The 13,989-nt window shown below is 65.1% G+C and carries 15 protein-coding genes and 1 tRNA gene; 11 read left to right on the forward strand and 5 right to left on the reverse strand.

Annotated elements, in window-relative coordinates; all coding sequences use genetic code 11:
* Positions 1-54: 54 nt before the first annotated feature.
* Both F562_RS0117235 and F562_RS0117240 read right to left on the reverse strand, forming a co-directional pair.
* Positions 55-654: a DUF4126 domain-containing protein gene (locus F562_RS0117235; protein WP_018158222.1), complete on the reverse strand. Its 600-nt coding sequence runs from the start codon at positions 652-654 to the stop codon at positions 55-57.
* Positions 655-675: 21 nt separating this feature from the next.
* Positions 676-1,434, reverse strand: a complete 759-nt coding sequence (locus tag F562_RS0117240; protein WP_018158223.1) for an alpha/beta hydrolase family protein — start codon at positions 1,432-1,434, stop codon at positions 676-678.
* A 20-nt stretch (positions 1,435-1,454) separates the two neighbouring features.
* On the opposite strand from F562_RS0117240, the gene metG reads away from it, so the two are divergent.
* Together metG and F562_RS0117250 are read left to right on the forward strand one after the other, a co-directional pair.
* Positions 1,455-3,257 carry a methionine--tRNA ligase gene (gene metG / locus F562_RS0117245; RefSeq protein WP_018158224.1) on the forward strand — a complete coding sequence of 601 codons (1,803 nt, stop codon included), beginning with the start codon at positions 1,455-1,457 and terminating at the stop codon, positions 3,255-3,257.
* Positions 3,247-4,101: a TatD family hydrolase gene (locus F562_RS0117250; RefSeq protein WP_026181369.1), complete on the forward strand. Its 855-nt coding sequence runs from the start codon at positions 3,247-3,249 to the stop codon at positions 4,099-4,101. The genes metG and F562_RS0117250 overlap by 11 nt, the downstream gene beginning before the upstream one ends.
* Before the next feature lie 211 nt (positions 4,102-4,312).
* Here the strand turns inward: F562_RS0117250 and F562_RS20980 are convergent, their stop codons facing one another.
* On the reverse strand, positions 4,313-4,495 hold the full coding sequence (locus F562_RS20980) for a hypothetical protein (RefSeq protein ID WP_169333396.1): 183 nt from the start codon (positions 4,493-4,495) through the stop codon (positions 4,313-4,315).
* 25 nt (positions 4,496-4,520) lie between these two features.
* Here F562_RS20980 and F562_RS20685 point away from each other — a divergent pair, with 25 nt between their 5' ends.
* The 4 genes from F562_RS20685 to F562_RS0117275 are packed head-to-tail and all read left to right on the forward strand — an operon-like array spanning position 4,521 to position 8,743.
* Positions 4,521-5,072 (forward strand): resuscitation-promoting factor, encoded by a 552-nt coding sequence (locus F562_RS20685; RefSeq protein WP_169333397.1) that lies wholly within the window; start codon positions 4,521-4,523, stop codon positions 5,070-5,072.
* Positions 5,073-5,107: 35 nt separating this feature from the next.
* A complete protein-coding gene (gene rsmA / locus F562_RS0117265; protein ID WP_018158228.1) occupies positions 5,108-5,968 on the forward strand; it encodes a 16S rRNA (adenine(1518)-N(6)/adenine(1519)-N(6))-dimethyltransferase RsmA in 861 nt (286 codons plus the stop codon).
* Positions 5,969-5,977: 9 nt separating this feature from the next.
* Complete coding sequence (locus F562_RS0117270) at positions 5,978-6,913, forward strand: 4-(cytidine 5'-diphospho)-2-C-methyl-D-erythritol kinase (protein WP_018158229.1); 936 nt, start codon at positions 5,978-5,980, stop codon at positions 6,911-6,913.
* A gap of 51 nt (positions 6,914-6,964) precedes the next feature.
* Positions 6,965-8,743: an ABC-F family ATP-binding cassette domain-containing protein gene (locus F562_RS0117275; protein ID WP_156822706.1), complete on the forward strand. Its 1,779-nt coding sequence runs from the start codon at positions 6,965-6,967 to the stop codon at positions 8,741-8,743.
* Positions 8,744-8,768: 25 nt separating this feature from the next.
* On the opposite strand, the gene F562_RS0117280 is transcribed toward F562_RS0117275, so the two are convergent.
* A complete protein-coding gene (locus F562_RS0117280) occupies positions 8,769-9,272 on the reverse strand; it encodes a MarR family winged helix-turn-helix transcriptional regulator (RefSeq protein WP_018158231.1) in 504 nt (167 codons plus the stop codon).
* Positions 9,273-9,375: 103 nt separating this feature from the next.
* Between F562_RS0117280 and F562_RS0117285 the strand changes: the two genes are divergently transcribed.
* The gene (locus tag F562_RS0117285; protein WP_018158232.1) at positions 9,376-10,179 is read left to right on the forward strand and encodes a methyltransferase domain-containing protein; all 804 of its coding nucleotides are present in this window, start codon (positions 9,376-9,378) and stop codon (positions 10,177-10,179) included.
* Positions 10,176-10,535, forward strand: coding sequence for a VOC family protein (locus F562_RS0117290; RefSeq protein ID WP_018158233.1), 360 nt, complete (start codon positions 10,176-10,178; stop codon positions 10,533-10,535). Before F562_RS0117285 ends, F562_RS0117290 begins: the two co-directional genes overlap by 4 nt.
* A 15-nt stretch (positions 10,536-10,550) precedes the next feature.
* On the opposite strand, the gene F562_RS0117295 is transcribed toward F562_RS0117290, so the two are convergent.
* Positions 10,551-11,186, reverse strand: coding sequence for a TetR/AcrR family transcriptional regulator (locus F562_RS0117295; protein WP_018158234.1), 636 nt, complete (start codon positions 11,184-11,186; stop codon positions 10,551-10,553).
* Between the two features lie 139 nt (positions 11,187-11,325).
* Between F562_RS0117295 and F562_RS0117300 the strand changes: the two genes are divergently transcribed.
* The 3 genes from F562_RS0117300 (at position 11,326) to F562_RS0117310 (ending at position 13,979) form a co-directional block, all read left to right on the forward strand.
* Positions 11,326-11,404, forward strand: a tRNA-Gln gene (locus F562_RS0117300).
* A 77-nt stretch (positions 11,405-11,481) separates the two neighbouring features.
* Positions 11,482-12,999, forward strand: a complete 1,518-nt coding sequence (glmU, locus tag F562_RS19875) for a bifunctional UDP-N-acetylglucosamine diphosphorylase/glucosamine-1-phosphate N-acetyltransferase GlmU (protein ID WP_083915599.1) — start codon at positions 11,482-11,484, stop codon at positions 12,997-12,999.
* The gene (locus tag F562_RS0117310) at positions 12,996-13,979 is read left to right on the forward strand and encodes a ribose-phosphate diphosphokinase (protein WP_018158235.1); all 984 of its coding nucleotides are present in this window, start codon (positions 12,996-12,998) and stop codon (positions 13,977-13,979) included. Before glmU ends, F562_RS0117310 begins: the two co-directional genes overlap by 4 nt.
* Positions 13,980-13,989: the final 10 nt, after the last annotated feature.

A 13,989-nucleotide genomic window follows, 5' to 3' on the forward strand; every position in this document is an offset into this window, starting at 1 on the left:
ACGGGATTCCCCCGCAGTCTACCGGCGCGGGGGCGGGGCAATGACATGCGGTAGTCAGGCGTACGCCCCGGTGCGGCGCCGTCGGCGCAAGCGTGCAATGCGCTGCCAGAGCCAGACCGACGCGACCAGCATGACGATCAGGACGACAATCACCAGCAGTGGGATAAACACCGCAATCACGCTCATGGCGATCGCGGTCGCGTCCTCGGCCACCGACAGGACGGGACCCCCGACACCGGCTGTTCCGACGTTCACTGCGGGCCGGGATGCCGCCTTGGTGGTATGGACGAACCCGGCGATGATCACGCCGCCGATGGCCCCGACCCACGGGTGCGCAGTAAGCAACGAACTCTGATCGATCTGCTCGTCGACGGCGGAGGTCGCGGCGAACACGATGCCGCCGACCGTTGGACGGATGGCCGTACCGATCATGTCGTTCATCGAGTCAATCGCGGGGATCTTGTCGAGGACGACATCCGTGACGAGCAGGAGCGCGGCCGCGCCAATGGCCCAAGGCGACTCGATCCATTCCAGCGAGGTCGGTAAGACGATGATGTCGCTGAAGCGCGCCACGAGGGCAACCATGAGGAACGGGATGTAGGCGTTGAGGCCCGCGGCAGCAGAGAGCCCGGCTCCAGTGAGTGCGGCGAACATGAACGGCTTCCCTCCCGACGGTTACCCCGAGAGGTAGGGGTCCGCCCAGGCGCTGATGACGCGGGCCGCGCGCTCAGCTTGGCCTCGCCTGGTGAGCAGGTGATCCGAGCCCTCCAGCGAGACAAAACTACGCGGGTGGCGGGCAATGTTGAAGATCTCGGCTGCGTTGTCTATCCCGACGGTCTTGTCGGTCGGGGAGTGCAGGATGAGCAATGGATGCCCGAGGTCCTTCACTGAGGCGGTGAGATCGGCGCGGCGGACGTCTTCGATGAAGGCGCGCTTCAGGGTGAGGGCTTTGCCGCCGGCGAGCCATCTCGCCTCGCCGTTTCGGAGCACGTGGTTCACGACATCGTCGTATTGATGCTCGACATGGCTGGGATCGGAGGGGGCAGCGACAGCCGCGACGGCCCTGATGCTGGGAAGTTGATGGCCTGCGGCGATGACGGCGGCGCCTCCCCAGGAGTGACCGACCAACACGTCGACGTGGCGGTCGGTGGAGTTCATGAAGGCCACCGCGGCTTTCACATCGGCCACCTTGTGGGAGAAGGAGCCATCGCCCCAGTCTCCGTCGGAGTCGCCGAGTCCCAGACTGTCGAACCTCAGCATGCCGATGCCTTCGGACGCGAGTTGTTTGCAGATACGCGAAGAAGCGACGAAGTCTTTGCCCAGGGTGAATCCGTGCGCGAAGACCCCCCAGCCACGGACCTCGCCCTCGGGCAGGTCGATGACGCCGCCGAGCGTCGTTCCAGAACTACCGGGGAATCGAACATCTTCAGCCATGCCTCCTAGGATGACTGATCATGAGCCACGTTCTATCTGCTGTCGCTTGGCCGTACACCAACGGTCCGCGCCACATCGGCCACGTCGCCGGTTTTGGTGTGCCCTCTGACGTCTTCAGCCGGTACATGCGGATGGCCGGACACGACGTCCTCATGGTCAGCGGCACCGACGAGCACGGCACGCCGATCCTGGTGCTCGCCGAACAAGAGGGCATGACGCCCCAGCAGGTCGCCGACAAATACAACGAGATCATTGCCACCGATCTCACCGACTTGGGTTTGTCCTACGACCTGTTCACCCGGACCTCCACGCGCAACCATCACGCCGTGGTGCAGGAGATGTTTGAGACCTGCCGCCGTAACGGCTACATGGTTGAGCAGACCACCAACGGAGCGATCAGTCCCTCGACCAGACGGACGCTGCCCGACCGATTTATCGAGGGCACCTGCCCAATCTGCGGCTATGACTCGGCTCGAGGCGACCAGTGCGACAACTGCGGCAACCAACTCGATCCCACCGATCTCATCAATCCGCGAAGCAAGATCAACGGGGAGGCGCCGGAGTTCATTGAGACCCAGCATTTCTTCCTTGATCTACCCGCACTTGCAGACGCCCTCGGCGAGTGGCTAGATGAGCGCGAAGCCAGCGGTGAGTGGCGCCCCAATGTCATCAAGTTCAGCAAGAACATCCTGAACGAGATTCGCCCTCGTGCCATGACCCGGGACATCGACTGGGGAATCGAGGTGCCCGTCGAGGGCTGGGAGACCAAGCGTTTCTACGTGTGGTTCGACGCCGTGATCGGCTACCTGTCGGCCTCGATTGAATGGGCGCGTCGGCGCGGAGAGCCGGATCGTTGGCGTGATTGGTGGAACGCTGCCGACGCCCGCAGTTGCTACTTCATGGGCAAGGACAACATCGTCTTCCACTCCCAGATCTGGCCGGCCGAACTCCTTGCCTATGGCGGCAAGGGCGACCGCGGAGGCGAGCCGGGGCCGTACGGCGAACTCAATCTGCCGACAGAGGTCGTCTCAAGCGAATTCCTCACGATGGAGGGCAAGCAGTTCTCCACCTCGCGCAAACACGTCATCTATGTCCAAGACATGATCGAACGCTACGGCGCAGATCCGTTGCGCTACTTCATCATTGCCGCTGGGCCAGAGAACCAGGACTCCAATTTCACGTGGGATGAGTTCGTTCAGCGCAACAACTCCGAACTGGTAGCCGGGTGGGGCAACCTGGTCAATCGCACGGCGTCGATGATCGCGAAGCAGTTCGGCGAGATCCCGACGCCGAGCGCTCTCGAGGAGGTCGACCAGCAGGTGCTCGACACGGTCGCGAACACCTTCGCGTCGGTCGGAGACAACCTGAGCCGACACCGACAGAAGGCCGCGCTCGTCGACGCCATGCGGGCGGTGGGCGAGGTCAATCGGTATGTCTCCGATACCGAGCCCTTCAAACTCAAGGCTGACGATCAGCGCGAACGGCTATCGACTGTCCTGCACACGCTGGTCCAGTGCGTCAGCGATCTCAACACGATCCTGGCGCCCTTCTTGCCGCATGCCTCGAACCGGGTGCACCTCGTGCTCGGTGGTGGGGGCGAACTCATACCGATGCCGCGCTTGGAGCAGGTCACCGACCTGGACGACCCCAGTCGCAGCTACCCGATCATCACCGGGGACTACTCGGCGACACCTCGCTGGGAGCGCGTCGCGGTCGTGCCCGGCACCCCGATCGCCAAACCCTCGCCGGTGTTCGTGAAGCTCGACCCGTCAGTCATCGAGGAAGAACGCCGACGTCTGCTCGGCGAGGACGATGACACCTGACGTGGATCGCGCCTCGTCGAAACCTGCTGCGCCCCAACCGCTTCCGCTTCCTGTCGTCGACAACCACACTCATCTCGATATCACTCGTGATGGTGGCCCACCGGTTGATATCGGGGCAGCAATCGCCGACGCAACGGCCGTTGGGGTCGACCGGATGGTCCAGATTGGGTGCGACCTGGAGGGTGCGCGATTCACCGAGCGGGTGATCGATGCCTATCCCGCGCTACTCGGCGGAGTGGCGATTCACCCCAATGAGGCGCCCCGGCTGGAGGACGCGGGCCAGACCGATGCCGCGCGGGCCGAGATCGCCCGCATTGCGGAGCATCCACGAATCCGAGTGATTGGTGAGACGGGACTCGACTACTTCCGTACCGGTCCCGAGGGTGTTGCAGCGCAACAGGATTCGTTCCGGTGGCATATCGATCTGGCAAAGCGGCTCGGCAAGGCACTGCAGATCCATGACCGCGACAGCCACGACGATGTTCTGCGAATCCTCCAGGAGGAGGGTGCCCCCGAGCGCACGGTGCTGCACTGTTTCTCTGGGGATATCGAGATGGCGCGGGAGTGCGTACGCCGCGGCTATCTCTTGTCGTTTGCCGGCACGGTGACCTTCAAGAACGCCCGCAGTCTGCGCAACGCGCTGGCGGTGGTCCCGCTCGAGAACCTGCTGGTGGAGACCGACGCCCCCTATTTGACGCCGGTTCCGCACCGAGGCGCCAACAACGCCTCCTATCTCGTGCCACTCACCGTGCGAGCCATGGCAGAGGTGTTGGGTGTCGCGGTCCCCATCCTGTGCGCAGCGCTCGCCGAGACAAGCGAGCGAACGTACGGGCCGTGGTCCTGAGCACTCATAAGTCACATACGCCACACCTGTCACACATCGTTACCAAAATTTGACCTTTGCCTGAACCTCCGGCACGGTAGGCGCGTCCCGTCGGGATGGATCAACACCCACCTATCCGGAGCACCGTGATTTCTTCCGCACAGACCCGTCGTGTCCTTTCCCTGACCGGACTGTCCGCGCTCGCCCTGACTGCGTGCGGTCAGCAAGGGCCTCAGCAGAGTGCGGAGTTGCCCACGATGTCGACGTCCTCGCCGAGCAGCAGCGCGACGCCGTCAAAGACTCCGGCGCCCTCGACGACCTCGAGCAGCGCGAAGGCGACCGGCTCCACGTCGACGTCTACGTTGACGGCCTCGAAGCCCGCGCCGACGTCGACTCGGGCCGCACGGGCCGCCACGCGTCCCACGGTTGTCGTCCGCACCGTGACCGACGAGCGCACGGTGTCCTTCCGGACCGAGCGTCGCTATGACGCCAACGCCCCGCAGGGCAAGGTCACCGTGGTAAGCGAAGGCGCGAACGGCGCGGCGACGGTGACCATCCGACAGAAACTCACTGGCACCCGAGTCATCGCCGCCGACGTGGTGGCCAGCAAGGTCACCAAGCCTGCCGTCAACCGGGTGATCTCCATCGGCACTAAGAAGGCCACGCCCACGCCAGCGGCCGCGCCCAAGACGTCCGCGGCGCCGAGCCCGAAGGCCACCGAAAAGGCCGAGTCCGGCGCGGGACTCAACACCGCCCGCGCGGCGATGTGGGACCGGATCGCACAGTGCGAAAGCACCGGCAACTGGTCGATCAACAACGGGAATGGCTACTACGGCGGCCTCCAGTTCGACATCCGCACCTGGCTGGGCGCGGGCGGTGGCGATTTCGCCCCGCGTGCTGACCTCGCCAGCCGGGCCGAACAGATCACCGTGGCCAACCGGGTCTATGCCCAGCGCGGCCCGCAGCCTTGGGGCTGCCGCCACGCCGCCTGAACTCACATCCCGCGGGGGATGCGAGGCTGCACCCTATGAACGACTCTGAGGCCACCCTGCTCGGCCCTGCACAGATCCGTGCGCTGGCTGATGAGCTGGGCATACGACCCACCAAAAAGTGGGGTCAGAATTTCGTGGTCGACGCCAACACGGTGCGCAAAATCGTGCGGCTGGCGCAGATCGGTCCGGACGACAGTGTGGTGGAGGTCGGGCCTGGCCTGGGCTCCCTCACCCTGCCGCTGGTCGCGGCGGCCGCTCACGTCACGGCGGTCGAAGTGGACCCCGTGCTCGCCGCGCGACTGCCCGCAACGGTGGCGCAGTTCGCCCCGCACCGAGCGAACCGCCTACGCGTCATCGAAGGCAACGCGCTCGAGGTGACCGCGATGCCAGATCCGCAACCCACCGCGCTCGTGGCCAACCTGCCCTACAACGTGTCGGTTCCGGTGGTGCTGTCCTTCCTCGAGCGCTTTCCCACGCTCGAACGGGTGCTGGTGATGGTGCAGTTGGAAGTCGCGCAGCGCCTTGCCGCGGGCCCAGGTACGAAGGTGTACGGCGTACCGAGCGCCAAGGCCGCGTGGTACGCCGACGTCCGGCTGGCCGATCGGGTGGGGCGTAGCGTCTTCTGGCCTGCGCCCAACGTTGACTCTGGCCTGGTGGCGATGACGCGTCGCGAGCCGCCGAGCAGCACCGCCAGCCGGGAAGCCGTATTCCGCTGCATCGACGCTGCTTTCGCCACGCGCCGCAAGACGCTCCGTGCCTCCCTTGCCGGCCTTGCTGGAAGCGCCGCGCGTGCTGAGGAGGCGCTGGTCGCGGCTGGGGTCGATCCGCAGTTGCGCGGCGAGCGACTCGGCATCAGTGAGTACGCCCGAATCGCCGACGAGCTCGGCCGCATCTAGGGTTAGCCCATGACTCGACGCGACGCGCCTGCAGCGGTCGTTCGTGTGCCCGCAAAGGTCAACCTGGAACTCCGGGTAGGGGCGCCTCGTGAAGATGGCTTTCATGGCCTCGCGACGGTCTACCACGCGGTGGACATCTTCGATGAGGTCACCGTTGAGCTCGCGGACGACTGGGGAGTCGAAGTCCACGGTGACCATGCCGACAAGGTGCCGGTCGATGAGACCAACTCGGCGATGCGGGCAGCGCGGCTGCTCGCCCAAAGGCACCAGATTGACCAGCCCGTCCATCTGACCATCGAAAAGTCGATCCCTGTCGCGGGTGGAATGGCCGGTGGCTCGGCCGATGCCGCGGCAGCGCTCCTCGGGTGCGACGCGGTATGGGGCCTGGATCTGTCCCGACCAGACCTGGAGACGGTGGCAGCCAAGGTCGGGAGCGATGTGCCGTTCCTGCTCACGGGCGGCACTGCGTTGGGATCGGGGCGCGGCGAGCACGTCGTGCCCGTTCTGACTCAAGGCACTTTCGACTGGGTGTTTGCCCTGCACCACGAAGGTTTGTCGACCGCGACGGTCTATGCGCGGGTTGATCAACTTCGCGAAGGGTTGAACGTTCCGGAGCCCTCGACATCCGAAGCGCTCATGACGGCATTGCGTGCCGGTGATGTCGATGGTCTGGCCGCCGCGCTGTCCAACGACATGGAAGAAGCCGCGTGCTCGTTGGTGTCCAGGCTGCGTACCACCATGATGGCGGGCCTTGAGCACGGTGCGCTGGCAACGATTGTGAGCGGATCCGGGCCGACCGTGGCATTCCTGGCCCGGGATCGTACGGCCGCTATCGACCTCATGGTCGCGTTGTCCGCCGACGGATTGGGCGACGAGGTCGTGCATGCCCGCGGCCCGGTCGTGGGAGCACAGATCATCCGAGAGCAGGGATTGCGCACCTCGTGATGCCCCATCTCAGGTCGACCGAGCGCTCGTCGCTCACGTAGGAGATACACGTTGGTCGCAACACCCTTGCTAGGCGCAGAATCTCTCCATCTGGAGTACCCGACGCGGATCGTGTTCGATTCGGTGAGCGTTGGTATCGAAGAGGGCGATCGGATTGGCATCGTCGGACGCAACGGCGACGGCAAATCCAGTCTGCTGGGGATGCTCGCCGGAACAGTCGACTACCAGTCCGGGCGGGTCACGCGCCGTGGCGGGGTGCGCTTCGGATTCCTCACGCAGCGTGACGATCTCGCGGACGATGCGACAGTCAGCGAGTGCATCGTCGGTGACATGGCCGAGCACGAGTGGGCCGGCGATGCCCGGATCCGGGACATCATTCAGGGCTTGGCGGCGGATGTTCCCTGGTCCGCGCAAATCGGTGAACTCTCAGGCGGCCAGCGTCGACGTGTCGCCCTGGCGGCACTGCTGATCGGCGATTGGGACCTCATCGCCTTGGATGAGCCGACGAACCACCTTGATGTTGAAGGCATTTCGTGGCTCGCCGCGCATTTGAAGAACCGCTGGTCAAAGAGCTCTGGGGGATTGTTGGTCATCACCCACGACCGGTGGTTCCTCGATGAGGTCTGCACCGAAACCTGGGAGGTACACGACGGCATCGTCGAGCCATTCGACGGTGGGTATGCCGCCTACGTGCTGCAGCGAGTCGAGCGAGACCGCATCAACGCCGCGACTGAGCAGAAGCGCCAAAACTTGCTGCGCAAGGAGCTGGCGTGGTTGCGCCGCGGACCGCCAGCGCGTACCTCAAAGCCGAAGTTCCGGATCGATGCTGCCAACGAACTGATCGCCGACGTTCCTCCAGTCCGCAACCCAATTGAGTTGCAGCGCATGGCTGTTGCGCGTCTAGGCAAGGACGTCATCGACCTTGAAGAAGCGGGCCTGTCGTTCGGCGACCGGGAGATTCTGCGCGATGTCACCTGGCGAATCGCGCCAGGTGAACGCACGGGAATCCTCGGCGCCAATGGGGTCGGCAAGTCGACACTGCTCAACCTCATTTCCGGTGAGCTCGAACCGACCTCGGGACGAGTCAAGCGGGGCAAGACGGTCAAGCTCGGCTTCCTGGACCAGCAGTTCTCCCAGCTCGCTGATATCGGTCAGGATCGGGTGCGGGAGGTGCTGGCGCGTACCAAGACCACCTTCCTGGTGGACGGAAAGGACATGACCCCTGCCCAACTTCTGGAGCGCTTGGGTTTTGCTCGCGAGCACTTGTCGGCGCGCGTCAACGATCTGTCTGGTGGGCAGAAGCGCAGGCTCCAACTCTTGCTGTTGCTGTTGAGTGAGCCCAACGTTATCGCCCTCGATGAGCCGACCAATGATGTCGACTCGGACATGCTTGCGGCGCTAGAAGACTTGCTGGACTCCTGGCCCGGCACGTTGCTGGTGATTTCGCACGACCGCTACCTGCTGGAACGCATCACTGACCAGCAGTACGCCATCCTTGACGGCCGACTGCGCCACGTACCCGGTGGTGTCGATGAATATCTTCGGCTTCGCCAAGAGCAGGCCAAGAGGCCAGTGGCCAAGGCCGCTGAGGCGACCCGCGCGCCGACCTCCAGCGCTGACCATCGCGCCACACAGAAAGAGATCTCCGCTATCGAGCGACGGCTGGCAAAGCTCGACGCACAGGTGCGGACGAAGCACGAACGAATGGCCGCGCATGACCAGACTGACTATGAGGGCCTTCAGGTGATTGGCGCCGAGTTGCGGCAGTTGGAGACCGAGGCCAGCGACCTTGAAGAGCGCTGGTTGGAGTTGTCTGAGGCGCTCGATTAGCGGGTAGTGAACCCCGGCCGTTGTGTCAGGGTTCCTCGACGGCGCTCAACAACCGTCGGAGGCTGCTTGCGAGCCGGTCGCGTTCCCGCGCGGGCAGGGCGTTCAGCAGGAGTTGTTCGCGCGCGAGCAGGTCGGCAAAGGCAGCGTCGACCACTCGGCCTCCCGTCGCGGTCAGTCGTACTAAGACCCCTCGCCGGTCGGCGGTGTCCCGCCGTCGCTCGACGAAGCCGCGTTGCTCCAACCGGTCGACCCGATTCGTCATAGTGCCGCTGGTGACCAGGGTCTCCTGGATGAGTGCGCCGGGGGACAGCTCGTGGGGGGCGGCGGTCCGGCGCAGCGCGGCAAGGACGTCGAACTCCCAGCCGTCCAGGTCGTGTGCGGTGAAGGTGTCGGCCCGGGCCTGCTCAAGGCGGCGGGCCAGGCGGGAGATGCGGGAGAGAACCTGCAGCGGCGTCGCGTCGAGGTCGGGGCGCTCGCGCTCCCATGCCTGGACGATGGTGTCGACCTCGTCGTGCCGTTGGATGGCCATACCTGCCAGGTTACGACGGCGCGTCAAGTTTCTTGACATCGAGATAGTTCAGGAGCACTATTTATCTTGACATCAAGATAAATAGACTGACTTGAGGAGTCCGATGCCGAGCTGGGATCCACACCAATACGAACGTTTCGGCGATCTTCGGACGCGGCCCTTGGCCGACCTCCTGTCGCGGGTTGGCGCCACCGATCCACAGGTCGTGGTCGACCTTGGCTGCGGAAATGGGCCGACGACGCTCATGCTCGCCGATCGGTGGCCGGAGGCGACTGTGGTGGGCGTTGACAGTTCGCCCGATATGTTGCGGCGGGCGCGCGATGTGGCAGGCGGTGACCGGGTGCGCTGGGTCGAGGCCGACCTTTCCGAGTGGCCGGTCGACCTCCACGGCGCACCTGACGTCATCATCACCAATGCCGCCCTGCAATGGGTGCCAGGGCACCAGGAGGCCATCCCGCGTTGGATGAGCGCACTGGCGCCCGGCGGCTGGTTCGCCATGCAAGTTCCCGGCAACTTCGATGCGCCATCCCATCGGATCATCCGCGAGGTCGTCGCCGCCCACCCGGAGGCCGAACGCCTCCTGGCGAACTATCGAACGTCTTCGCCGGTCGACGAACCCGTCGATTACACCCGCCTGCTGGCTGCCCTCGGCGCCGATGTCGACGTTTGGGAGACGACCTATGTGCAGATCCTCGATCCTGAAGGGGCGCAGGCGGATCCGGTAGTGGAGTGGGTCAAGGGCACCGCGCTTCGTCCGCTCCTCGACCAACTCGATTCGGCTGGCCAGGAGGAACTACTCGCGCGGTTGCGCCCAGCGCTTGCGGCGGCATACCCGCGTGCGAGTTACGGTGTGCCCTTTCCTTTCCGGCGCATTTTCGCCGTAGCTCACAAAAAGGAAAACTCATGACTATCAACGGGATTCACCACGTGCAGGTCTCCTGCCCCGCAGGCAGCGAGGACGACCTACGGGCCTTTTACGTGGGCGTACTCGGCATGACCGAATTGCCCAAGCCCCCTGCCCTTGCAGTGCGTGGGGGATGCTGGTTTCGTGCTGGCGCCGCGGAGATCCACTGCGGCGTCGAGGAGAACTTCCGCCCAGCACGCAAGGCGCACCCCTGCTTGCTCGTTGAGGACGTGAACGCCCTCGCAAAACTCATCGAGGCCTCAGGTGGCGACGTGCGCTGGGACACCAATATCGCTGGTGTCACGCGATTCCACACCGACGATGCGGTGGGAAACCGCATCGAGTTGCAGCAGGCTTAGAGCCATGCGAACGGCTTAGCTCGGCGAGCCCGCCACCTCGTCGGTGTCCTCGGCATCCAGCCGCAACTCTGGCCGTCCATGCAGGCGCTCCAACCCATTCCACGCAAAGTTGGATAGGTGCGCCGCCAACTCTTCCTTGGTGAGGTCGGGCTCGTGCTCCAACCACCAATCCGCGGTGTAGGCCACCATGCCGACCAGCATCTGGGAGTAGATCGAGGCGAAACGCGGGTCGAGTCCCGACTTCGTAAAGTCGTCGGCCAGGATCAACTCAACGCGCTCGCCAATGTCGGATAGCAGACTCCCGATGCGGCCAGTGCCGTGCCAGGCGGGGGAGTCGTGGGACAACACGCGGAAGCCATCTGGTCGTTCCTCGACATAGGTGAGCATCGCGAGCGCGGCGCGAGTCAGCAGTGGCCGCCCTTGAACGCCCGACGTCAGCGTTGAGGCAACAGTGTCGACCAGCGTTTGGATTTCGCGGTCGACGACGACCTGGTAGAGGCCCTCCTTGCCGCCGAAATGCTCGTAGACCACCGGTTTGGTGACCCCCGCTTCGGAGGCGATCTGCTCGACGGTGGCATTGCCGACACCGCGCTCGGCGAAGACGTGACGCCCGACCAGAATCAACTGTTCGCGGCGCTGGGTCCCTGTCATCCGTGGTTTCTGCGTTTGGCTCACCTCGCCATTGTGGCGTCTGTGCGGCGTAGGCATGTCACGAGTCGCCGAACCCGCCAGTTCGGTCTGCTCGGCGAACTGTCCTAGGCTTGCCCCTGGCCCAGCTTCGGTTGGCCGTTCCCCGGTTGCTCTGCTGGTAGGGGCCGCCTGACTTTGAATCAGGATTAGCGACGTAGGTTCGATTCCTACCCGGGGAGCGCACGGCGCCGTCCCCAACATTCAGGGCGGTAGCCTGGCGCCCGTCCCAGCCGTGAACCCGGGGAGCACACTCGTCGTGAGCACTACGCGCCCATCTGCCGTCATCGTCCTTGCTGCAGGTGATGGCACCCGGATGAAATCCGATCTCAACAAGGTGCTGCACACCATTGGTGGGCGGTCTCTAGTGAGCCACGCACTGTTGGCTGCGGCCCGTACTCAGGCGCCGCACGTCGCCGTGACCGTCCGGGCAGCGCGCGAGCAGGTCGTTCCGATGGTGCGGAGCACCTGGCCCGAGGCGATCATCGCCGACCAGGACGACATCAAGGGCACCGGTCGCGCGGCCGAATGCGCGCTCGAGCAGCTCCCCACGGATCTGACTGGCACGGTTCTGGTGACCTACGGCGACACCCCGCTGCTGACCACCACCACGCTGGTGGCGCTCACCACGGCGCACGAAGGCGCCGGCAACGCGGTCACCGTGCTCACGGCCCGGGTGCCCGATCCGACGGGGTATGGCCGCATCCTGCGCGACGCGGACGGGGCCGTCGCGGGCATCATCGAGCACAAGGACGCGCTGAAGGCGCAAGCCGAAGGCGGCGAGCACGCCGACGCCGTCCATATCGACGAGATCAACTCGGGCATCTATGCCTTCGACCTTGCGGTGCTGCGTACGTCCCTGGCGCAGGTGACGACCGACAACGCCCAGGGCGAGAAGTACCTCACCGATGTCCTGGCCATCGCGCGCGGCGCTGGCGGCCGGGTCGACAGTTTTTCGGTTGAGGACCCGATGGAGATCGAGGGCATCAACGACAAGACGCAGCTCGCCCGCCTGGGTCGTGAGCTCAACGCCCGGACGCTCGACCGCCTCATGCGCGAAGACGGCGCGATCATTCTTGACCCGGCCACGACGTGGGTCGATGTCGAGGTGAGCATCGGTCGAGACACCGTCGTTCATCCGGGATGTCAACTGCGCGGCGCGACCTCGGTCGGGAGCGGCTGCGAGGTCGGACCCGACACGACTTTGATCGACACTGAGGTCGCCGATGGCGCCAGCGTGGTGCGTACGCACGCGGTCCTGGCCCAGGTCGGCCCCAACGCCACAGTGGGCCCCTACTCCTATCTGCGGCCGGGGACCACACTCGGCGCTCGCGGCAAGATTGGCGGCTTCGTCGAAACCAAGAACGCCACTATTGGTGATGGCGCGAAGGTGCCGCACCTGTCCTATGTCGGTGACGCCGAGATCGGCGAAGGCACCAACATCGGCGCGGGCACGATCTTCGCGAACTATGACGGGGTCAATAAGCACAAGACCGTCATCGGCAAGCACGCCAAGACCGGCTCCAACAACACCTTCGTCGCGCCGGTGGTCATCGGCGACGGAGCCGGAACTGGCGGGGGAACGGTGGTCCGCGGGGAGGTGCCCCCAGGCGCGCTTGGGGTGAGCTCGGGTCCGCTGCGGATCATTGAGGGCTGGGCGCAGCGCAAACGCCCAGGAACCGACCAGGCTCAGGCCGCTGAGACCGCAACGCCAGCGCCGGTCGAGCCGCCAACGCCGGTCGAGCCTGTCGAGACGAACGGAGCCGACCCCGCATGAACATCGCGATGACGCGCACGACCGAAAAGAACCTGATGGTCTTCTCGGGCCGGGCACACACCGCGCTCGCAGAGTCCGTCGCCGAGGAGTTGGGTACGCAACTGGTCCCGACGGAGGCGCGCACCTTTGCCAACTCGGAGATCTACGTGCGCTACGCAGAGTCGGTCCGCGGTTGCGACGCCTTCGTCATCCAGAGCCACACGGCTCCGGTCAACGAATGGATCATGGAGCACCTGATCATGGTCGACGCGCTCAAGCGCGCCTCGGCTAAGCGCATCACGGTCGTCTTGCCCTTCTACGGCTACGCGCGCCAGGACAAGAAGCATCGCGGCCGCGAGCCGATCTCCGCCCGGCTCATGGCCGACCTGTTCAAGACCGCTGGTGCCGATCGACTGATGGCCGTCGACCTGCACACCGACCAGATCCAGGGCTTCTTCGACGGCCCCGTCGACCACTTGATGGCCCTGCCGATCCTGGCCGACTACGTACGCGAGAAGTACGGCACCGAAGACCTCGCAGTCGTCTCGCCGGACGCCGGCCGGATCAAGGTGGCCGAGCACTGGTCGGCCCGCCTCGGAGGGGCGCCGCTGGCGTTCATCCACAAGACCCGCGACATCGATCAGCCCAACGTCAGCCGCGCCAACCGTGTTGTCGGTCAGGTTGAGGGACGTACGTGCGTGCTCGTCGACGACATGATCGACTCCGGTGGCACGATCTGCCACGCCGCCGAGGCGCTGATGAACGATGGCGCCGCCAGTGTCGTCATTGCGGCGACCCACCCCATCTTCTCCGAGCCCGCACGGCAGCGCCTGCGCGATTCGGTTGCTCGGGAGGTCATCGTCATGGACACCCTCCCGATTGCGCCGGAAACCCACTTCGAGAAGCTGACGGTGCTGCCCATCGCGCCGCTGCTGTCCGCTGCGATCCGGGAAGTCTTCGAGGACGGCTCCGTGACCTCGATGTTCGAGGGCCGCGCCTGAGCGAAGGGCT

It is taken from the genome of Demetria terragena DSM 11295 (assembly GCF_000376825.1).
GTDB lineage: Bacteria > Actinomycetota > Actinomycetes > Actinomycetales > Dermatophilaceae > Demetria > Demetria terragena.